Consider the following 19,552-nt stretch of genomic DNA (forward strand, 5'->3'; position numbering starts at 1 on the left):
GCTGATCGCTGTCTCCTCGTCGCTAGCCCTTGGCCGCCGCGAAGCCGCGCTCGAGGTCGGCGATGATGTCGTCGACACCCTCGATGCCCACCGACAGGCGGACCAGGCCCGGGGAGACGCCCGCGGTGACCTGCTCGTCGCCGGACAGCTGGCTGTGCGTCGTCGACGCGGGGTGGATCGCCAGCGAGCGCACGTCGCCGATGTTGGCGACGTGGCTGTGCAGGGTCAACGCGTCGATGAACTTCTTGCCTGCCTCGACGCCGCCGGCCAGCTCGAAGCTGATGACCGAACCGGTGCCCTTGGGCAGCAGCTTCTGGCCCAGCGCGTAGTACGGCGAGGACTCCAGGCCGGCGTAGTTGACCTGCTCCACCTGCGGGTGCTTGGTGAGGAAGTCGGCGACCTTCTTGGTGTTCTCGACGTGCCGCTCGACGCGCAGGCTCAAGGTCTCCAGACCCTGTGCGGTGAGGAAGGCGTTGAACGGCGAGATCGCCGCACCGGTGTCGCGCAGCAGCTGCACGCGGGCCTTGAGCGCGTAGGCGGGGGCCCCGAGGTCGACGAACTTGACCCCGCCGTAGCTGGGGTCGGGCTGGGTGAAGCCGGGGAAGAGGTCTTTTCCGTCGCGCTGCACCGACCAGTCGAAGTTGCCGCCGTCGATGATGACGCCGCCGATCGAGGTGCCGTGTCCGCCGATCCACTTGGTGGTCGAGTGCACGACGATGTCGGCGCCGTGCTCGAGCGGGTTGAGCAGGTACGGGGTCGCGACGGTGTTGTCGACGATCAGCGGGACGCCGTTGCGGTGGGCGACCTCGGAAACGGCGGGGACGTCGAGGATCTCGATCTTCGGGTTGGAGATCGTCTCGCCGAAGAAGGCGCGGGTGTTGGGTCGCACCGCGGCCTGCCACGACTCCGGGTCGTCGGGATTCTCGACGAAGGTCGTCTCGATGCCGAACTTCGGCAGCGTGTAGTGCAGCAGGTTGTAGGTGCCGCCGTAGAGGCGCGGGCTGGCGACGACGTGGCCGCCGGCCTCCACGATGTTCTGGATCGCGTAGGTCTCCGCGGCCTGGCCCGACGCGAGCAGCAGGGCCGCGACGCCGCCTTCCAGGGCGGCGAGGCGCTGCTCGACAACGTCCTGGGTCGGATTCATGATGCGGGTGTAGATGTTGCCGGGTTCGGCCAGACCGAAGAGGTTCGCGGCATGCGTCGTGTCGTTGAACGTGTACGACGTCGTCTGGTAGATCGGCAGGGCCCGCGCGTTGGTCGCCGGATCGGCTACCTGACCTGCGTGGACCTGCTTCGTTTCGAAGCTCCAGCCGGCGGTGGGATCCTCGGGGGTTTGGGACATGGTTCTTCAATACCTTCCGGTCGGTCCGGGTCTCCCCGAACACTGGGCCCGACCGTCGGACCCGCGCTTGCCGTGCGGTTTGCCGCACGACCAGGTCATCACCCGGGAGCACCCCACCGCGGTGGAGGGTTGCCGGTCAGCAAGCCGGGGCTTGGCGCTGACGCTCTGGACCTGCATCAAGGATATAACACGGGTATTCGCGGCCTTGACGGGTCTGGATTCAGCGTGAGCGCAACCTGAGTTTGACCACCTGCAGCCCGCTTTGTCCGAGATCTCGGGGTGATGTGGGTCACGCCGCCGTCTCCGGCACCCGTTCGGCCGCGGTTATAGAGAAGTCAACTGACTTATCAGTAAGTTTTCCTGTGATCTGAGTCATAGCGGTTTACACTGACAAAGCCCGCCCACAGCAACGCACGTTTCCAGATGCGTCGAGTCGTGGTCTGGCGCAGCCACATTGGATCCGAGCCCAGGTCAGCCGGGGTTCGAACGAGTCCACAGGAGACCGTTGACATGACAGCCCCCATCGTCGACGACACGCCGGTCACCGGCGAACACCGCACCCGCCAGCGTTGGACGGGTGCCAAGCGAGCCACGGCGATCGCCGGTATTGCCGGAGCCGTCGCGCTCGGCGCCTCGTTCTTGAGTCCCCCGGGCGGTGCGCACGCGGCCTGTTCGCAGAACGGCGCCGTCGTCGTCGTGCCGGGCACCAACGATCCGACCGGGCGCGGCTCGATGGGCGGGATCATCGACTCGGCGAAGGCGCAGGGCAAAGACGTGATCGTCGTCGGCTATCCGACGACCCTGTGGCCGGCCGGCACGGTCGGCTACAACCAGGATGTCGCGATGGGCAAGGCCGCGACGAGTGCCGCGATCTCGGAGTACCAGTCCAAATGCGGCGTCGTCGACCCCGACAAGGACGCGACGGACAAGACCGGCCACATCCAGGTGGTCGGGTACTCGCAGGGCGCGCGGGTCGCCGGCGACGTCTTGGCGGACATCGGTCAGGGCAAAGCCGGTGCGCCCTCCGCCGAGGGCATCAGCGGAATTCTGTACTCCGATCCGCGTCAAGCGGGGCGCGAGTCGGGGCGCGGCATCGAGCAGAGCTTCCTCGGCGTCATCCCCGGTTTGACGATGACCGGCTCACGCGGCGGATTCGGCGTGCTCGCCGACAGCATCGTCTCGGTCTGCAGCCAGGGCGACCCCATCTGCGACCTGCCCGATCTCATCCACGACCCGCTCGGCGCGATCGACGGGCTGATCGGCTATTTCATCAAGCACGGCGACTACCCGCGAGCCGGGAACTGGGGCACCCAGGGGCCGACCGCCGACCGATGGGACTGGGAAGACCCGTCGACGTGGACCGGGGCGAACAACTGTCAGACGCTGAGCAACGGCGGCGGCACGCTGTGCACCAAGCCGCAGGAGTCCTCGATCGGCCGGTTGGTCAGCCAACTCGGCGATCAGCTGGGCATCCACGACATCCCCGACTTCTTCGGCGAGATCAACCGCGTCCTGAACATCAACGGGATCCTCCCGCACGCGAACCTCGCGGATCTGCAGCCGGTGGTGGACCTCGTCTACAACGCGTTGCCGAAGCTGCCGTACCTCACCTATCACTCGGGTGGCTACCTCCCCGACGTGCTCACCTTCGGGAATCTCCTCGGCGCGATCGTCCCGGCGATCAGTGGCCAGGGGACCGGACCGTTGGTGGATGCCGCGAAGGCGATCGGCATGAGCGTCGTCAGCATCGTGCTGATCCCGGTCAACGGGACGATCTTCTGGGGCAACCAGCTCAGCCAGCTGATCGCCCACCAGGACGTGTTCTCCGGTTCGACGGTCAAGACCATTCAGGCCCTCGGTCAGATTCCCGACGTGTCCAGGGACTGGAGTCTGACGCCGAGTTGGAGCGACGGCGGCGGCCCGGTGGGGTGGGGAACCACGGGTGCGACACCGCAGACCGTTTCGGCGGCGTCCACACCGGTGGCCGACAAGTCCGTCCTGCTCTCGAAGGTCGCCGACGTGCAGGACACCGGCCTCTACCGGGCGGCGGCTGCGGGAGGTGCCGTCGCATCCGGGCCGGTCGTCGGCACGAAGGTGGACGAGAAGGCCGCGGGTCACCAGTCGCCGACCACCACACCCGACGTGAAGTCGGGGGCGGTCAACGCGGACCAAAGCGTCCCGGGCCGGGTCGGCGAGCAGGGCAGCCCCTCCCATCAGGGAACACCGGCCGATCAGGGCACACCGTCGACGTCGGACTCCCGCACTCGTCGGTGGTCCACCCCGAACCCGGGGCCGACCGACTCAGGTCCGACCGAATCGGGTCGTCCGGGCGGATGGTGGGGTCACGGTGCTGCGCAGCCACCCACCGGGCAGCCGCCCACCGCGCAGACGCCCGCTCCGCAGGCACCGGCGCCGGTGGTTCCGCAACAAACCCCGGCCGTACCGCAAGCCCCGGCCGTCCCCGAGGCTCCGCAGCAGTACAGCCCGCCGCAGCAGAACAACACCGGCACTGGCTACGGCAACGGCGGCGGGCAGTCCGGGTGGTCCGGCGGCACGCCCGGCTGGATGCACGGTGGCAATTCCAGTGGCGGCGGTAGCCCGAGTGGTGGCGGCAACGGTGGTGGTAACCCGAGTGGCGCTGGCAACCCGGGCGGTGGTGCCGGTGGCGGCAGTCCGAGCCCGAGTGGCTTCGGCGGTGCTGGCGGCTAACACACGTGCAGCGGCGCGCGGGGGACTTCACCGCGTAGGCGGATGAGCTCGCGGGCGTGGGCGTCGAGCGCGACGTCCTCGTCGGTGACGGGATGCCATGCCCGGACCTCGGTCGCATCCCCGTCGTCGTCGATGGCGGCGACGATCGCCAGGGCGTGCCCGGTGTCGCGGAAGACTCCGGTGCGCGGGTCCGCGGCGCTCATCTGCACGCCGATGTGCATGGTCTGACGACCGGTGTGCAGCAGTCGGGAGCGGGTGCGCACCACGTCGCCGATGTGGACCGGCGAATAGAACCGCACGCCGCCCACATAGGCGGAGACGCAGTTGCCGCCGGTCCACTGCGCCGCGCAGAGGTAGGCGGCTTCGTCCATCCACTCCATGATCCGGCCGCCGTGCGCGTTACCACCCCAGTTGACGTCGGTCGGCGCGGCGAGAAATCTCATCGTCGCCCGTGGCGCGGTGCCCGCCGGGCTGTAGACGGCCGAGTCGATCTCGACCTCGATCCGCTTGCGCAATCCGATCCGGGCGATAGCCGATTCCGCTTCGGCGATCTCGCCCAGCGTCGTCGGCCGCCACGCGGGTACCGGTCGCGGTCGGCGGTCCTGGTCGAGTGCGACGAGGACGACCAGGCAGTCGCTCACCTCACGGTACTCGCCGGTGTAGGGATCGGCCGACGAGACGGTACACATCAGATGCATGCTGGAACTGCCGGTGTAGACGATCCGGGCGTCGACCTCGACGAGGTCGCCGGCCACGACGTGGCGGGAGAACCGGACGTTGCCGACGTAGGCCGTCACGCAGTAGCCGCCCGACCACGCCGCGGCGCACGCGTAGGCAGCCTTGTCGATCCAGTTCAGCAGGCGGCCGCCGCGCACCGCGCCGCCCAGCGAGGCGACGTCGGTGGGGGCGGCGAGGAAGCGCAGAGTGATCGTGCCGGGTTGAGTCATGGCATCTCCTGAGGGGCGGCGGGCGTGGTCGTGCAGCCATCGTGCCGTGGGCGAAATCCTCACCACGTGCCCGGTCGGGGTGGTGCGGAGTCGGTGATCTGACGGAAACGCCGACGCCAACTGGGCACAACAATCGTCGTCGGCCGACTGTCGGGCGGCGGGCGGGAGTGCGGGCGCCTAAAGTCTGGGGAATGAATACGCGTCGCATGCCCCTCGCCGCTGCTGTCGCGGCCCTCGTCGTCACCGTTTCCGGGTGCGCGGTCGAAGGCACGCCGCACGCGAATCCGACGATCAGCTCGGTGGAGATGAGCACCCCGTACATCGACGACTCCGGGCCGTCCAACCTCCCGCCGCCGCCGGCCGACTACGCGACGATGAGCTGCCGCGCCTACACGGTCGCGCCGGAGCCGGTCCAACAATCCGTGGTGAAGGCCATCCTCGGCCCGGACAAGAAGAACGTCAGTCTCAACGCCACACTCGCCAACCTCATGTGCATGCGATCCCCTGATTCGACGGTGGTGGACGCTCTCACCAGCATCAGGCCGGGAATCCTCAACTGACGAGGGACGGCTCAGCGCAACGGATTGGTGCTCGTATGTGGTCTCAATCCGTTGCGCTGCCGCATTTCGGACAGCGCTGAAACGTGCCGGCCCATCCCAGCTTGCGCAGCATCGTCGCGACCTTGAGCGCGGTGCCGCACGGGCGCTCGTACACCTGCCCCCAGCCGAGTCGAAGCGTGCGTCGGTCGGCTCCGACGGCGGCGTCGAGGTCGCGCTCCATATCTCGATCGCGAGCCTTCGCGCTGTCGTGTGGGAATCGTCCGTCTAGCTCGACGATCAGGTGATGCTCGTCGTAGTCGACATCGCGAAACCCCGGGCGTCCCACGGTTGTGCGTGCTTGGCGTCGGCCGCGGGGGAGTCGGTGGGCGCGCTCGACGTTGCGGAGATATTCGTGCTCTAGCACCGAGCAGGCGCCGTCAGCGGTGTCGGCCAGCACGGCTTGGAGGAGTTTGCGGCGCCTGACCCGCGACCTGCCTGCCAGGGCGTCACTCAACCGGGCCGCCGTGGTGACGCGCGCCTGCACCGCATCGGCGATGCTCGCAATGGCCTGCATCTCGGTGGCGGCGGATTCTGCCACATCAAGGACGGCATGCTCGACGCGAAGACGCGGCGGCCGGGCGTTCCACAGCACGCGGTCGTCGATCTGTTCGCAGTGATGGACGACGATGCCGGCCCGCGGTGTCACAGTGCGGAAGCGTCCGACGACGATGTGGACGGACTTCGAGCGCGGCATCGCCAATCCGGCCGCCCTTAGCGCGGACTGATGGGCCAGCGCTGCGCCGGTGGTCGAGAGAACTGCCGCCCACGAGTGCTGCGACCACGTCGGCGGGCCGTTGTGAGTCACATATACGCCGGGCCAGATCGGGACCCATTCGCGTCGACGGAGCTTGCCTCGGAGCTCTGGTGCCGTCAGGCCACGAGCCAGCGCCTGCTTCCGGGTGAGCACGCCGTCTTGGTGGTCGAGGAGATCCACGAGGTTCACGCATCTGAGTGTGTGGCTTGCGCGTACCCGGACAGGCGAGTGGACCGTCCCGCGGAAGCCAACCTGGGGACAACCCGAAACTGTGGATAGCGCAACGGATTGGCGCTCGTATGTGGTCGTAATCCGTTGCGCCGAGCGGACTTCGGACGTCAGATGTCGAACACGGTGGTGACGGCGCTGTGGTCGGACCAGCGCAGGTCGTAGGCGCTCGGGCGGTGGACGTACGACTTCACCGCACTGGCCGCCAACGCGGGGGTGACCAGGTGGAAGTCGATGCGCCACCCCGCGTCGTTGTCGAAGGACTTCCCGCGCCACGACCACCAGGTGTACGGGCCGGGGACATCGCCGGTGAGGTCGCGCATGACGTCGGCCCAGCCGTCGTCGAGGAGCGAGGCGATCCATTCGCGCTCGTGCGGCAGGAAGCCCGGGCTGCGCTTATTCGTCTTGAAGGCTTTGAGATCGTTCTCGGCCGGGGCGATATTCCAGTCGCCGCCGACGATCGCATGACAGCCAGCGGCACGCGTCGAAGCCAGGTGCGCGCCGAACTCGTCGAGGAAGCGCTTCTTCTCGGCGAACTTCCGCTCGTCGGTCTCGGTCGCCGTCGACGTGTGTGCCGGGTCGACGGCGCCCTTCGGCAGGTACAGGCTCGCGACGGTGATCGGTCCGGTCGCCGTCGGCACGTCGACCTCGAGGTAGCGGCCGAGCGAATCGAACTCGGCGCTGCCGAATCCGGCGCGGACCGTCGTCGGCTCGACACGGGTGAGGACGCCGACACCCGCATGCCCCTTCACCGTCGACTCGCTCATCTGCAGCTGCCACCCCTGGTCGAGTGCCGGGGCCAGGGCTTCGCGCGCCTGCTCCTCGGTGGCCCGGATCTCTTGCAGGGCAACGGCATCGGAGTCCAGTTCGGCCAACCACGGAAGCAGGCCGAGGTTTTCCGCCGAGCGTTCCTTGACCGCGGCGCGGATGCCGTTGACGTTGACCGTCGTTACCGAGAAAGTGCTCACCCGGCCACGGTATCCGGGTGCACCGACACCGGGCGAGTCGGGGAACCGGCCGACACGGCGTCACCTCGCCCCGGCCTGTTGGCGCGCGGTACATCTGAAAGACTGGAGGTATGAGTGACGACAAGCCGGCCCGCCACGTGCGGGTGCTGTCGGGCATCCAGCCCACCAGCGATTCCTTCCACCTCGGCAACTACCTGGGTGCGGTGAAGCAGTGGGTCGAACTGCAGGACGAGTTCGACGACGCCTTCTACTTCATCCCGGACATGCACGCGATCACCGTCGCCACCGACCCGAAGAAACTGCGGGAACGCACCCGGGTCAGCGTCGCGCAGCTGCTGGCGCTGGGCGTCGACCCGGCCCGGTCGACGATCTACGTGCAGTCACACATCCCGGAGATCGCCCAGCTGACCTGGGTACTCTCCTGCATCACCGGCTTCGGCGAGGCCAACCGGATGACCCAGTTCAAGGACAAGTCCGCCCGGCAGGGAACCGAGGCCGCCGGTGTCGGCCTGTTCACCTACCCCATTCTGATGGCCGCCGACATCCTCGCCTTCCAGGTCGACGACGTGCCCGTCGGTGAGGACCAGCGCCAGCACCTCGAGCTGACGCGCGACCTCGCCAACCGGTTCAACACCCGGTTCGGCGAGACGTTCACCGTGCCCAGGCCGTACATCGTCAAAGAGTTCGCCAAGATCTACGACCTGCAGAACCCGACGGCGAAGATGAGCAAGTCGGCCGAGTCCGACGCCGGGCTGATCAACCTGCTCGACGAGCCGAAGCGCTCGGCCAAGAAGATCCGTTCCGCCGTCACCGACAGCGACTCGGTGATCGCCTTCGACCGCGAGAAGAAGCCGGGAGTGTCCAATTTGCTCACGATTCAGTCGGCGCTCACCGGGCGTTCGGTCGACGAGCTGGTCGCCGGCTACGAGGGCAAGCAATACGGCCACCTGAAGGTCGACACCGCGGATGCGCTCACGGAGTTCGTCACCCCGCTGCGCGGCAAGGTCGACGAACTGCTCGCCGACCCCGATCATCTCGACGGCATCCTCGCGGCCGGTGCCGCCAAGGCCCGTGCCGTGGCCGCGCCGACCTTGCAGCGGGTCTACGACAAGGTCGGGTTCCTCGCGCCGTCGGCGCGATAACGGTACTTTCGAGGTCCGATGCCCTCCCTGCCCCCGCCCCTCGCCGCCGCCTGGAGCACTGCCTCCGCGGTCGTCGAGCGCGTCATCGCGTGGGTGACCGGGGTGTGGGACGCGCTGCGCAAGCGGATGCCGATCATCGACCGGATCGTCGTCGCGCTCAAACGCCACGACGAGCACTTCGGCGGCGCCTTCGCGGCGGCGATGAGCTTCCGCACGGTTATCGCAATGGTGCCGATGCTGATGGTCGGATTCGCGGTGGCCGGTTTCATCTTGAACGCCCACGTCGACCTGCTCGACCATTTCCGGCAGTCGATCGTCGACGCGATGCCCGGCGGTCTCGGCGAGACGGTCGCGAAGGCGATGGACTCGGCGGTGAACTCGCGTACCACCGTCGGCATCGTCGGTTTGGCCGGTGCGGCCCTGACCGGGCTCAACTGGATTTCCGGTCTGCGCGAGGCGATGACCGCCATCTGGGGTGGGCGGGTCAGCCGCAATCCGATCCTGGGCAAGGTGTACGACCTGGGGATGTTCGTGGTGCTCGGCCTGGGGTTCACGGTGTCGATCGGGCTGACGGTGCTCAATTCCGGCGGCGTGCTGGATTGGCTGCTGGTGTGGCTCAACCTCGACTATTGGCATGCCGCGGTCGTCGCCTTCCAGATCGCCGTGCCGATCCTGGCCATTCTCATCCTGTGGCCGCTGCTCACCTTCGTGCTGGCCAAGGTTCCGCTGGTCAACCTGCCGTTGCGCAATGCCGCGAAGGCAGGTCTGGTCGCGGCGATCGCGATGGAAATCCTCAAGACGGTGGCCGGCCGGGTCATCGAGGCCACCAGTCGCGGTCCGGCCGGGGTGGCCTTCGGCTCGATCATCACGGTGATGATCGTGATCAACCTGATCGCCCGGCTCATGTTCTACGCCACCGCCTGGTGCGCCACCGATCCGGTCAACGCCGGATACCTGCTCAACGACGAGAAGTCCGATGAGGAGGAGTCCGACGATAAGGCTTCCGTTGACGATGAGCCGGCCACGTGACCTGGAGGCGCAAGGATTGATCAAGATTATTCCGAAGGTATTGAATTAATGGCGTTCTCCCCCGAGCGAATCAGGGCGTTTGACCTCCTATCCGCAGACATCACGAAGGTGAGCAAGAAGGCAAAGCTACCCTTTCGTACGGTCAACGATCTCATCAGGACCAACGAACGTTATCCCGAACTGATCCCGCTACTCACCGATTGGTTGCGCAACGTAGAGAGCAAGTCGCGGCTGACAGATCCGCGTGAGATCGCTCAATTGCGCGAAACGCTGGCCCGGACGCTGACGACCATTGACGCGATGGGTACCGAGGCGGTGCCGGTGCTCTTCGACCAGCTGTATGTCGAGCCACCGATGCCCGAGGTGAATATGGCCGCCGTTGGGAACGCGCTCGGTTACCTGGCAGTGCCGACCGACTATAAGCGGATGTCGGCGGCGGCCGCCGACCGCAGCCTTGGATACGGTCGGGCTGGCATCATCGATTGGATCTGTAAGCAGGGGATCGACGAAGGTTTGCAGCTCGTCGTCGACCAGCTTGCCGATCCGAGCGTCCGCCCCTTCTGCCTCCGCTCGATGCGACAGTTCAAGCCGTTGCCGAGTGGCTTGCATCCGACGATTGAGCAGTACGTCGACGATCCCGACAGCGAGGTTCGCAAACAAGCAAAGCTGACGCTTAAGAAGCTGCCCGACTGAGTCAACGCTTGGTGCGCCACCGAGCCCGTCGACGAGGTCCAGCCCGACCGTCGCGCGTGAGGGGCCGCCGAATCTAGTGCTGCCTACTGCGCTATGTTAGGTTTGCCTTGCCAAACAAATGGCCAATCTGGAGGTAAACGCATGTCCACACTGATTCGTGCGATAGCGGCAGGCTTCTTCGCGCTGCTCGTCGCCGCCGGTCTCACTGCGCCCGCACAGGCGGACGTGGGGGTGAGAGGGTCGACGGCGTCGTGGCTGAGCGTCCGCTCCGAGAAGCCCTCCGCCAACCAGCTCGAGCGCCAGTTCGCCGCGTTCTGGAACCCGAGCATCCCGATGGGGCCCAAACTGGCCGTGACCTACAAGGGTGATACGCCGAAGGTGCAGAAGTCGGTCAAGAGCGTGATGGCGATGTCGTCGTCGTACGACTTCTTCTCCATCAGCGGTCGCTTCTCGAGCCCGACGATCACCGGCAACCGCATGAAGGCTCGCGGCGACGGCGTCATGGCCGGGTTCCCGGCGACGTCGATGAACTTCTACTACATCCGCGAGGGCGGGCTGTGGAAGTTTGACTGGAAGAAGATCTGCACAGATTTCAAGTGCAACGGAAACCCGGACTGGGGCTACTGAGCCCCATAGTCCTTCGGATGGCCGTCGTCAGCGCTTGGAGATGATGCGGATCCCGAGGAAGCCGAGACCGCCGACCACGACGGCGGCGATCAGGCCGAGGACCAGGCTGTTGCCGAGGATGCCGGTCGGCTGGGACGCCGGCTCGCCCGCCGGTGCGGCAATCGGGTGACTCGGGACGGAAGTGGGGGAGGGGCCCGACGCCTTGCCGGTCGTCTTCTGCGACGACACCGCGTCGAGTGTTCCGATCGACGCGCCGGTCGGCGCGCGGCCGCCCCAGGCCAGGAGGTCCTTGGCCTGCGTCCAGTAGGACGACGTCTCCACCGACAAACCGTAGAGCTGCACGATCAGCACGTCGCGCGAGCCGACGTGCGCGGCGCCGACGAAGGTCTTGAGCGCATCGTCGGTGTACCCGGTCTTGCCGCCGATCACCCCCGGATAGCCCTCGACGAGCAGGTTGTTCGACGTGAACATGTCGTAGGCCGGGTGGTCGGGGTCGCCGGGGATCTCCGGGCGCGGCGGGTATCCGGGAAAGCGGTATTGCCGGGTGCCGATGAGCTGGCGGAACGTCGGATTCCGCAGTGCCGCACGGAAGATCAGCGCCAGGTCGTAGGCCGAGACCGACATCCCGGGCGCGTCGAGACCCGACGGCGAGGCCGCACGCGTGTCGAGGGCGCCGAGCTTCTTGGCGCGGTCGTTCATCTTGGTCAGCGTCGCGTCGACGCCGCCGAGTTCACGGGCGATCACCATCGCGCAGTCGTTGCCGGAGACCATGAGCAGCCCGGTCAGCATGTCGCGGTTCGTGTAGCGGCCGCGCGGCCCGGTGCCGCACGAGTCGCCCTCGGTCTCCCACTCGGACTTCTCGACGACGACGGGGGAGTCGAGTTGCAACTCGTCGAGGGCCACCAGTGCCAGCAGCACCTTGATCGTCGACGCCGGGCGGTAGCGTCCGTGCGGATCCTTCGCGGCGAGCACGTCGCCGGTTCCGAGATCGGCGACCAGCCACGCCGCCGACGTCAGGCGCGCCGGCGGCGCCCCCATCCCGGTCGCGGTGATGACCCCGCACTCGCCGAGTCGGGGTCCACCGATCGGCGGTTCCTGAACGGGGAGCGGCTTGGGTGCGGTCATCCCCGGCTTCGGCACCTCCGAGGTGTCGACCGGTGCCGGTGCGGCCAGCTTGTGCGGGCAGTGGTCGGTCGCCGGGGTGGTCGGAACCGCGGCCGGGTCGAACCCGGGCGGCTCCGCTAGCGATCTGGCGGTCCCTACCGTCGAGCCGAAGAAGGCGGTTGCCGCGATAAACGATCCGGCCACGACGACGGCGGCGCCGCGAACGGCGCGACGGTAGCCGCGTGAGTCCCCCGAGAAGTGCACGCCCAACCCTAACAAGGCGCGGCGGTCCGGAGTCGGACCGCGACGGCGCGCTCACCGCGCCGCGCACCTGACCTGGCCGCCGCGATCCACCGAGGTCTGCGCGTCGATGATCTCACCGTTGCGAGCGACGATGCAGCGCGCCAGTTCACCCTCGGTGGTGAAGTCGACCGTCAATCGCACGGCCGTCTGCGCCGTGTAGACGAGCGTCGACGTCCAGAGACGGTCGGGTCCGGACTGCTCGACGAGGACGGTCTGCTCCTGCCGGCGGGGCCGGGCCAACGAGTCGTACCAGGCCGACACACCGTTCTCGCGCACGTCGGAGACGAGCGTGAGGGCGATCCGGTCACCCTTCGACGCGACCGCGGCGGGTGCGGGAGGCGACGGTGCGGACGAGGGAAGGGCCGATGTCGGCGGAGTGCGCGGCGGGGCGGCATGAGCCGGGGCGTTCGCGGCCAGGGGCGGCCAGAGAAGAAGGAAGGAGGCGGACAGGATGCGGATCAGCGTTGCGGTCATATTCCTTAGACGCACCGGCGCGCCGAACGGATCCCTCCGGCGCCCGAACGCTCCTCCCGGCGGGCATTGCAAAAGGCGCGAGCCCCGTCGAGAAGGAGAATCGACGGGGCTCGCGGTGGTCGGTGCCGTAGGGATCAGCGCGAGAACATCAGCGCGCGCTTGACCTCCTGGATGGCCTGGGTGACCTGGATGCCGCGGGGGCAGGCATCGGTGCAGTTGAAGGTGGTGCGGCAGCGCCATACGCCGTCGACCTCGTTGAGGATGTCGAGGCGCTCGACCGCACCCTCGTCGCGGCTGTCGAAGATGAAGCGGTGCGCGTTCACGATCGCGGCCGGGCCGTAGTACGAGCCCTCGTTCCAGAAGACCGGGCAACTCGTCGTGCAACACGCACAAAGGATGCACTTGGTGGTGTCGTCGAACCGCGCGCGGTCCTTCTGCGACTGGATGCGCTCCTTGGTGGGCTCGTTGCCGCTGGTGATCAGGAAGGGCTTCACGGCGCGGTAGGCGTCGAAGAAGGGCTCCATGTCGACGACGAGGTCCTTCTCCACCGGCAGGCCCTTGATCGGCTCGACCGTGATGGTGAGTTCCTTGCCCGCGTCCTTGGGCAGCAGGTCCTTCATGAGGAGCTTGCAGGCCAGCCGGTTGACGCCGTTGATCCGCATCGCGTCGGAACCGCAGACGCCGTGCGCGCAGCTCCGGCGGAAGGTGAGGGTGCCGTCGAGGTAGCCCTTCACGTACAGCAGGAGGTTGAGCAGACGGTCGGTCGGCAGCGCGGGGACCCGGAAGGTCTCGAAACCGGCGGCGTCGGGGTTCTCGGGGTTGAACCGGGCGATCTTCAGGTTCACCATCCGGGCCTCGGCCGGAACCGGCGGCAGCGGCGGATCGTTCTGCGTGATTGTCTCTTCGACGGTTGCGGTCATCAGTACTTGCGCTCCATCGGCTCGTAGCGGGTCTGGACCACGGGCTTGTAATCCAGTTCGATGTCGGCGATCAGGCCGGTGCCCTTCTTGTACGCCATCGTGTGCTTCATGAAGTTCGCGTCGTCGCGCTTGGGGTAGTCCTCGCGGGCGTGGCCGCCGCGCGACTCCTTGCGGTTGAGCGCGCCGACGACGGTGACCTCGGCCATCTCCAGGAGGAAGCCGAGTTCGATCGCCTCGAGGAGGTCGCTGTTGAACCGCTTGCCCTTGTCGTGGACGCGCACGTGGTTGTAGCGCTCCTTCAGCGCCCGCACGCCGTCGAGCGCGGTGGTCAGCGTCTCCTCGGTGCGGAACACGGAGGCGTTGTTGTCCATCAGCTGCTGCAACTCGGTGCGGATGTCGGCGACGCGCTCGTTGCCGTGCTCGGACAGCACGGTCTCGAGCCACTCGTCGACCATCTCGGTCGGGTGCTCCGGCATGTCGACGAAGTCGTGCGTGTTGGCGTACTCGGCGGCCGCGATGCCGGCGCGTCGGCCGAAGACGTTGATGTCGAGCAGCGAGTTGGTGCCCAGGCGGTTCGCGCCGTGGACCGACACGCAGGCGCACTCGCCGGCCGCGTACAGGCCGTGGACGACTTCCTCGTTGTTCGCCAGGACCTGGCCCTCGACGTTGGTCGGGATGCCGCCCATGACGTAGTGGCAGGTCGGATAGACCGGCACGTACTCGGTGACCGGGTCGACGCCGAGGTAGGTGCGGGCGAACTCGGTGATGTCGGGGAGCTTCTCGTTGAGGACGTCCTCGCCGAGGTGGGTCACGTCGATGTAGACGTAGTCCTTGTTCGGCCCGGCGCCGCGGCCCTCGAGGACTTCGAGCACCATCGAGCGGGCGACGATGTCGCGCGGGGCGAGGTCCTTGATCGTCGGGGCGTAGCGCTCCATGAAGCGCTCGCCGTCGACGTTGCGCAGGATGCCGCCCTCGCCGCGGACCGCCTCGGAGATGAGGATGCCCAGGCCGGCGAGCCCGGTCGGGTGGAACTGGTGGAACTCCATGTCCTCCAGCGGCAGTCCCTTGCGGAAGATGATGCCCATGCCGTCACCGGTCAGGGTGTGGGCGTTGGAGGTGGTCTTGTACATGCGGCCGGAGCCGCCGGTGGCGAAGATGATCGACTTCGCGTGGAAGACGTGGATCTCGCCGGTGGCCAGCTCGTAGGCGACGACGCCGGTGGCGACCTTCTCGCCGTCCTCGTTCTCCGAGAGGGTGATGTCGAGGGCGTAGAACTCGTTGAAGAACTCGACGTCGTGCTTGACGCAGTTCTGGTACAGGGTCTGCAGGATCATGTGGCCGGTGCGGTCCGCGGCGTAACAGGCGCGGCGGACCGGGCTCTTGCCGTGGTCGCGCGTGTGCCCGCCGAAGCGGCGCTGGTCGATCTTGCCCTCGGGGGTGCGGTTGAACGGAAGACCCATCTTCTCCAGGTCGATCACCGCGTCGATGGCCTCCTTGGCCATGATCTCGACGGCGTCCTGGTCGGCGAGGTAGTCGCCGCCCTTGACGGTGTCGAAGGTGTGCCACTCCCAGTTGTCCTCCTCGACGTTGGCCAGGGCGGCGCACATGCCGCCCTGTGCCGCGCCGGTGTGGCTGCGAGTCGGGTAGAGCTTGGTGAGGACCGCGGTGCGGGCGCGGGGGGCGGATTCGATGGCCGCCCGCATCCCGGCGCCGCCAGCGCCGACGATGACCACGTCGTAACGGTGTTCCTGCATGGCTGGTGGGTCTCCTTGTGACAGGGTCGCGGTTGGGCTGAGGGGTTGGCTACGGCTACTTGCCGAAGGTCAGCAGGGCGTAGGTGCCCAGGACGAGGACCAGGACCATCGACACGCCGAGCAGCAGGTTCAGCCAGAAGCGGGTGGAGTCCTTGCGGGTGTAGTCGGCGATGACGGTGCGCACACCGTTGCCGCCGTGCAGCTCGGCGAGCCACAGCATCGTCAGATCCCAGATCTGCCAGCCGGGGCTGGCCCAGCGCTGCTTGACGAAGTCGGCGCTGATGCGGTGCACGCCGCTGTCCCAGGTCAGCATGATCGCCATGTGCCCGATGACGAGGAAGATGAGCAGGATTCCGGAGAAGCGCATGAACAGCCAGGCGTACTTCTCGAAGTTCCCGCCCTTGGGCTTGCGCGGGGAGCGCGGGTTGTCCAGTGACGGCGGGCGGTCGTGGTCGGTGAGGAGCGTCTTGGCGGGCTGCGGAGCGGCGGTGGTCATCAGCTATTCCTTCAGAGCGCGTGGGTGATGAGGATTTGCAGCAGGCGCGCCGCGGCGAGGCCGAACACGACGACGAAGATGGCTACGACCACCCACAGCATCTGGCGCTGGTAGCGGGGACCCTTCGACCAGAAGTCGATGAGGATGACCCGGACGCCGTTGAAGGCGTGGAAGAGCACGCAGAACACCAGGCCGATCTCCATGAGGCCGATGATCGGAGACTTGTAGGTGTGGATGATCGCGTTGTAGTCGTCCTCGTTGATCCGGATGACCGCCGTGTCGAGCACGTGCACGAAGAGGAAGAAGAAGATCGAGACGCCCGTGATCCGCTGCAGGACCCACGCCCACATTCCCGGATCACCGCGGTACAGCGAAACTTTGCGCACCGGAGCGGGTGCCTGGGTGGGTGTGCTCATGGCGAATATGGCCTCCGACGTGGATCTGCAATGGACCAGATATCCATGACTCTAAACCCAGAAAAGAAGCGGCTGAAACCGACCCGAGGAATCTGACCGTCTAACACTCCGGAACTAAGGTTTGCCTTACCAATGCAGGTTCTGGTATTGGGTCGGAAAGTGCGCGGTCAGACTGGGTTACCAGCTGTTAACGCAATATTGCGGCCGGGATCGCAGTGTGCACAATGTCTCACCCTCGGGATGTGTCACGCTCGATAGATGACGACTCCATCCCCGCCGGTCACATCGCCACCGGCCGTGACGATCGAGGCACTGCGGCGCGCCCCCAAGGTCCTGCTTCACGATCACCTCGACGGGGGACTGCGGCCGTCGACGATCATCGACCTCGCCAGGGAATCGGGGTACGACGAGCTGCCCACCGACGACCCCGAACGGCTGCGCCGGTGGTTCGTCGACAACGCCAACGCCGGTTCGCTGGTCCGGTACCTGCGCACCTTCGGCCATACCGTTGCGGTGATGCAGACGGAGGCGGCCCTGCGCCGCGTGGCTTACGAATGCGTCGAGGATCTCGCCGCCGACGGCGTCGTCTACGCCGAGGTGCGCTTCGCGCCCGAGTTGCACTTGGAGCAGGGGCTGAGCCTCGACGACGTCGTCGCAGCGGTGCTCGCCGGATTCGCCGACGGTCAGCGTGCCGCGGCGGCCGCGGGACGTCCGATCGTCGTCGGGTGCCTGGTCACCGCGATGCGCCACGCCGCGCGCTCGACCGAGATCGCCGAACTCGCCGTCCGTTTCCGCCGCGACGGGGTGGTCGGCTTCGACATCGCCGGTGCGGAGGCGGGCAATCCGCCGACGCGGCACCTCGACGCCTTCGACTACCTGCGCGCCCAGTGCATGCGCTACACGATCCACGCGGGGGAGGCCTTCGGACTGCCGTCGATCAAGGAGGCCATCGGGTACTGCGGGGCGGACCGCCTCGGCCACGGCGTCCGGGTCATCGACGACGTCGCGCTCCCGTCCGGGGCCGATCCGGCCGACGCCTCGTTCGCCGGCGCGACGCTGGGCGACGTCGCCAACTACGTGCGCGACAAGCGGATTCCGTTGGAACTGTGCCCGTCGTCGAACGTGCAGACCGGCGCGGTGCCGGACCTGGCGTCGCATCCCTTCAACATCCTCGCCCGCCTGCGGTTCCGGGTGACGGTGAACACCGACAACCGACTCATGGGCGATACGACGATGAGCTGCGAATGCGCATTGCTGGCCGATCGATTCGGGTACGACTGGGCCGATTTCGAGCGGTTCGCCGTCAATGCGATGAAATCTGCTTTCATCCCGTTCGACGAGCGCATGACGCTGATCGACGAGGTGATCAAACCGGGCTATGCCGAATTGGTCGCCGGTTTGATCGACTAGGACTGTAAGAAGATGGGGTCTCGATACACCTTGGTCTCGATACACCTTGGTCTCGATACACCTTCTCGGCTAGCGCCTCGAAGGCACTCGACCAACGCGTCTAGCGCGGTCTCGATACACCGACTCGGCTAGCGCCTCGTCGGCACTCGACCACCGTCTACGGCACTCGACCAACGCGTCTAGCGCCTCGTCGGCACTCGACCACCGTCTACGGCACTCGACCACTGTCTCACGGCCACCTGGCTACCAGGCGAGCCTGATCGGCGTATCGCGACCTAGGACTTGCGCTCGATGCGGTCTTCGAATTCGTGGACCAAAGCGCGGAACACCTCGGACTCGTTGTCGAAGGGCGGACTCGGCGCCAGCCGCTTGGGGTCGGGGTTCGTCGCATAGTCGACGAACCAGCCCAGCGGGGTGGTCGAGCTGAGGGCCTCACCCGCGGAGTCGTCGCCGGCGTAGTCGGCGGCGTCGAGGAGCAGTTCGACGGCGAGGTCGAGCTGCTCGCCGTCGATGCGGCGCGGACCGTCGGCGATGTCCTCGGCCAAACCGGGCAGCACGTAGACGTTGTCCTCGAAGACCTCGAACTCCAGCGATCCGTCGGTGGCCGCCGCGCGGACGTCGTCGAAGGTCGACACCTTCGCCAGGTCGTGGTCGTCCTCCTCGGCGAGGAACCGGGTGATCGCCCGCACCGAGGTGAACACGTAGATCGTGCCGTTCTTGCCGAGGAAGACCGGCTCGTCGTCGAGGTAGCAGCGCAGCGACAGGTATTCGCCGTCGCCGGTGGTGATCTGGATCGGGTCGATGCCGACGTTGACCCAGAAGTCGTCCTCGTCGATATCCCCGTCGAGCAGTTCGGCCGCCTCGGTGTCGCGGTCGTCGTCGGAATCCGAGTCGACGAGGGCCGATGCCCCGTCGGCGTCCTCGCCGACCAGGTCGAGATCGTCGTCGTCGGGCTCGTCGGAGTCTTCGGCCGATGCCGCCGCGGCCAACTCGGCCTCGGCGGCCGCGACCGCCGCCTCGTCGACGTCGGGGGTGGTGACCAGTTCGTCGAGCGAGTCGATCACGTCGTCCCAGTGCTTGGCGATGAGCCGCCCGATGCGGACCCAGAGGTCCTGGCCGTCGCGGCCCACGAAGTTGCGGGTACCCGCGGTGACGGCGCCGAGGATCGGATTGCCGTTGAAGAACTTGGTGATCGGGGCGATCTCGCAGACCTCGCCCAGGATGCGGACGATTTCCAGCGCGTCCTCGAGGTCGGCGATGTTCTGCGGCGTCGGGTCCTCGGCGGCCAACTCCGGGACGCCGATCAGGTCGTAGGTGTGCCGCTTGTCCGGGACGAGTTCGTCGCCCTGCAGCTCGACGACCGTCGGCCACTCGGGATGATCGACGAGGTCGTGCTCCTCGTCGGTGCTGCGGATGTATCCGACGAGGTGGGCGACGTCGTCGAACCCGTACAGGTTCTCGCCCAGCCCGAGGAAGGCCTCCCACTCCTCGTCGTCCTCCCGCCAGCGCGGGGCCCAGAGGGTGTAGGCGTTTCCTTCGGTGAGACCCAGCTCAATGGGGACGATGTCTCCGGCCATGGGGAAAGCGTAACGAAGGCATCCCCCGGGTGCCCCACCCGGGCCGCAATCGACGTGCGA

At 67.1% G+C, this 19,552-nt stretch carries 18 protein-coding genes and 1 riboswitch; of the genes, 7 read left to right on the forward strand and 11 right to left on the reverse strand.

The features are described 5' to 3' along the window. Positions 1-22: 22 nt before the first annotated feature. Positions 23-1,342, reverse strand: a complete 1,320-nt coding sequence (locus tag HUN08_RS05525) for a bifunctional o-acetylhomoserine/o-acetylserine sulfhydrylase (protein WP_124248162.1) — start codon at positions 1,340-1,342, stop codon at positions 23-25. 58 nt (positions 1,343-1,400) lie between these two features. Next, a riboswitch (SAM riboswitch) is annotated at positions 1,401-1,514 on the reverse strand. 338 nt (positions 1,515-1,852) lie between these two features. Here HUN08_RS05525 and HUN08_RS05530 point away from each other — a divergent pair. Continuing rightward, positions 1,853-4,051, forward strand: coding sequence for a PE-PPE domain-containing protein (locus HUN08_RS05530; protein WP_165353487.1), 2,199 nt, complete (start codon positions 1,853-1,855; stop codon positions 4,049-4,051). Here the strand turns inward: HUN08_RS05530 and HUN08_RS05535 are convergent. Then, the gene (locus HUN08_RS05535) at positions 4,048-4,998 is read right to left on the reverse strand and encodes an acyl-CoA thioesterase (protein ID WP_124248160.1); all 951 of its coding nucleotides are present in this window, start codon (positions 4,996-4,998) and stop codon (positions 4,048-4,050) included. The genes HUN08_RS05530 and HUN08_RS05535 overlap by 4 nt on opposite strands. Positions 4,999-5,189: 191 nt before the next feature. On the opposite strand from HUN08_RS05535, the gene HUN08_RS05540 reads away from it, so the two are divergent. Beyond that, positions 5,190-5,558 carry a hypothetical protein gene (locus tag HUN08_RS05540; protein WP_124248159.1) on the forward strand — a complete coding sequence of 123 codons (369 nt, stop codon included), beginning with the start codon at positions 5,190-5,192 and terminating at the stop codon, positions 5,556-5,558. Between the two features lie 43 nt (positions 5,559-5,601). Here the strand turns inward: HUN08_RS05540 and HUN08_RS05545 are convergent, their stop codons facing one another. Next, a complete protein-coding gene (locus tag HUN08_RS05545; protein WP_124248158.1) occupies positions 5,602-6,540 on the reverse strand; it encodes a hypothetical protein in 939 nt (312 codons plus the stop codon). A 149-nt stretch (positions 6,541-6,689) separates the two neighbouring features. Next, the gene (locus HUN08_RS05550; protein ID WP_124248157.1) at positions 6,690-7,547 is read right to left on the reverse strand and encodes an exodeoxyribonuclease III; all 858 of its coding nucleotides are present in this window, start codon (positions 7,545-7,547) and stop codon (positions 6,690-6,692) included. Between the two features lie 110 nt (positions 7,548-7,657). Here HUN08_RS05550 and trpS point away from each other — a divergent pair, with 110 nt between their 5' ends. The 4 genes from trpS (at position 7,658) to HUN08_RS05570 (ending at position 11,038) form a co-directional block, all read left to right on the forward strand. Further along, positions 7,658-8,689: a tryptophan--tRNA ligase gene (trpS, locus tag HUN08_RS05555; protein WP_124248156.1), complete on the forward strand. Its 1,032-nt coding sequence runs from the start codon at positions 7,658-7,660 to the stop codon at positions 8,687-8,689. An 18-nt stretch (positions 8,690-8,707) separates the two neighbouring features. After that, a complete protein-coding gene (locus HUN08_RS05560; RefSeq protein ID WP_124248155.1) occupies positions 8,708-9,718 on the forward strand; it encodes a YhjD/YihY/BrkB family envelope integrity protein in 1,011 nt (336 codons plus the stop codon). A gap of 48 nt (positions 9,719-9,766) precedes the next feature. Beyond that, the gene (locus HUN08_RS05565) at positions 9,767-10,411 is read left to right on the forward strand and encodes a hypothetical protein (protein ID WP_124248154.1); all 645 of its coding nucleotides are present in this window, start codon (positions 9,767-9,769) and stop codon (positions 10,409-10,411) included. Positions 10,412-10,552: 141 nt separating this feature from the next. Then, positions 10,553-11,038, forward strand: coding sequence for a hypothetical protein (locus HUN08_RS05570; RefSeq protein ID WP_124248153.1), 486 nt, complete (start codon positions 10,553-10,555; stop codon positions 11,036-11,038). Positions 11,039-11,065: 27 nt separating this feature from the next. Here HUN08_RS05570 and HUN08_RS05575 read toward each other — a convergent pair whose 3' ends face one another. From HUN08_RS05575 to sdhC, 6 genes are all read right to left on the reverse strand, one after another. Continuing rightward, the gene (locus HUN08_RS05575; protein ID WP_301546908.1) at positions 11,066-12,406 is read right to left on the reverse strand and encodes a D-alanyl-D-alanine carboxypeptidase family protein; all 1,341 of its coding nucleotides are present in this window, start codon (positions 12,404-12,406) and stop codon (positions 11,066-11,068) included. A gap of 51 nt (positions 12,407-12,457) precedes the next feature. Next, the gene (locus tag HUN08_RS05580; RefSeq protein ID WP_124248152.1) at positions 12,458-12,919 is read right to left on the reverse strand and encodes a hypothetical protein; all 462 of its coding nucleotides are present in this window, start codon (positions 12,917-12,919) and stop codon (positions 12,458-12,460) included. A 134-nt stretch (positions 12,920-13,053) separates the two neighbouring features. Beyond that, entirely contained in the window at positions 13,054-13,839 is a 786-nt protein-coding gene (locus tag HUN08_RS05585) for a succinate dehydrogenase iron-sulfur subunit (protein ID WP_124248151.1), read from the reverse strand. Further along, positions 13,839-15,593, reverse strand: a complete 1,755-nt coding sequence (gene sdhA, locus HUN08_RS05590; RefSeq protein WP_124248150.1) for a succinate dehydrogenase flavoprotein subunit — start codon at positions 15,591-15,593, stop codon at positions 13,839-13,841. Before sdhA ends, HUN08_RS05585 begins: the two co-directional genes overlap by 1 nt. Positions 15,594-15,648: 55 nt before the next feature. Further along, on the reverse strand, positions 15,649-16,089 hold the full coding sequence (locus tag HUN08_RS05595; protein WP_124248149.1) for a succinate dehydrogenase hydrophobic membrane anchor subunit: 441 nt from the start codon (positions 16,087-16,089) through the stop codon (positions 15,649-15,651). Between the two features lie 11 nt (positions 16,090-16,100). Next, positions 16,101-16,505 (reverse strand): succinate dehydrogenase, cytochrome b556 subunit, encoded by a 405-nt coding sequence (gene sdhC / locus HUN08_RS05600; RefSeq protein WP_124248148.1) that lies wholly within the window; start codon positions 16,503-16,505, stop codon positions 16,101-16,103. A gap of 258 nt (positions 16,506-16,763) precedes the next feature. On the opposite strand from sdhC, the gene HUN08_RS05605 reads away from it, so the two are divergent. Beyond that, positions 16,764-17,915 (forward strand): adenosine deaminase, encoded by a 1,152-nt coding sequence (locus tag HUN08_RS05605; protein ID WP_124248147.1) that lies wholly within the window; start codon positions 16,764-16,766, stop codon positions 17,913-17,915. 275 nt (positions 17,916-18,190) lie between these two features. Here the strand turns inward: HUN08_RS05605 and HUN08_RS05610 are convergent, their stop codons facing one another. Then, positions 18,191-19,492 (reverse strand): primosomal protein, encoded by a 1,302-nt coding sequence (locus HUN08_RS05610; protein WP_124248146.1) that lies wholly within the window; start codon positions 19,490-19,492, stop codon positions 18,191-18,193. Between the last annotated feature and the right edge of the window lie 60 nt (positions 19,493-19,552).

It is taken from the genome of Gordonia sp. X0973 (genome assembly GCF_013348785.1).
GTDB lineage: Bacteria > Actinomycetota > Actinomycetes > Mycobacteriales > Mycobacteriaceae > Gordonia.

Bases quoted from the DNA above. Each gene is read 5' to 3' on its own strand.
- HUN08_RS05525 (WP_124248162.1), bottom strand. From the start codon at position 1,342: ATGTCCCAAACCCCCGAGGATCCCACCGCCGGCTGGAGCTTCGAAACG.
- HUN08_RS05530 (WP_165353487.1), top strand. From the start codon at position 1,853: ATGACAGCCCCCATCGTCGACGACACGCCGGTCACCGGCGAACACCGC.
- HUN08_RS05535 (WP_124248160.1), bottom strand. From the start codon at position 4,998: ATGACTCAACCCGGCACGATCACTCTGCGCTTCCTCGCCGCCCCCACC.
- HUN08_RS05540 (WP_124248159.1), top strand. From the start codon at position 5,190: ATGAATACGCGTCGCATGCCCCTCGCCGCTGCTGTCGCGGCCCTCGTC.
- trpS (WP_124248156.1), top strand. From the start codon at position 7,658: ATGAGTGACGACAAGCCGGCCCGCCACGTGCGGGTGCTGTCGGGCATC.
- HUN08_RS05560 (WP_124248155.1), top strand. From the start codon at position 8,708: ATGCCCTCCCTGCCCCCGCCCCTCGCCGCCGCCTGGAGCACTGCCTCC.
- HUN08_RS05565 (WP_124248154.1), top strand. From the start codon at position 9,767: ATGGCGTTCTCCCCCGAGCGAATCAGGGCGTTTGACCTCCTATCCGCA.
- HUN08_RS05570 (WP_124248153.1), top strand. From the start codon at position 10,553: ATGTCCACACTGATTCGTGCGATAGCGGCAGGCTTCTTCGCGCTGCTC.
- HUN08_RS05580 (WP_124248152.1), bottom strand. From the start codon at position 12,919: ATGACCGCAACGCTGATCCGCATCCTGTCCGCCTCCTTCCTTCTTCTC.
- HUN08_RS05585 (WP_124248151.1), bottom strand. From the start codon at position 13,839: ATGACCGCAACCGTCGAAGAGACAATCACGCAGAACGATCCGCCGCTG.
- sdhA (WP_124248150.1), bottom strand. From the start codon at position 15,593: ATGCAGGAACACCGTTACGACGTGGTCATCGTCGGCGCTGGCGGCGCC.
- HUN08_RS05595 (WP_124248149.1), bottom strand. From the start codon at position 16,089: ATGACCACCGCCGCTCCGCAGCCCGCCAAGACGCTCCTCACCGACCAC.
- sdhC (WP_124248148.1), bottom strand. From the start codon at position 16,505: ATGAGCACACCCACCCAGGCACCCGCTCCGGTGCGCAAAGTTTCGCTG.
- HUN08_RS05605 (WP_124248147.1), top strand. From the start codon at position 16,764: ATGACGACTCCATCCCCGCCGGTCACATCGCCACCGGCCGTGACGATC.
- HUN08_RS05610 (WP_124248146.1), bottom strand. From the start codon at position 19,492: ATGGCCGGAGACATCGTCCCCATTGAGCTGGGTCTCACCGAAGGAAAC.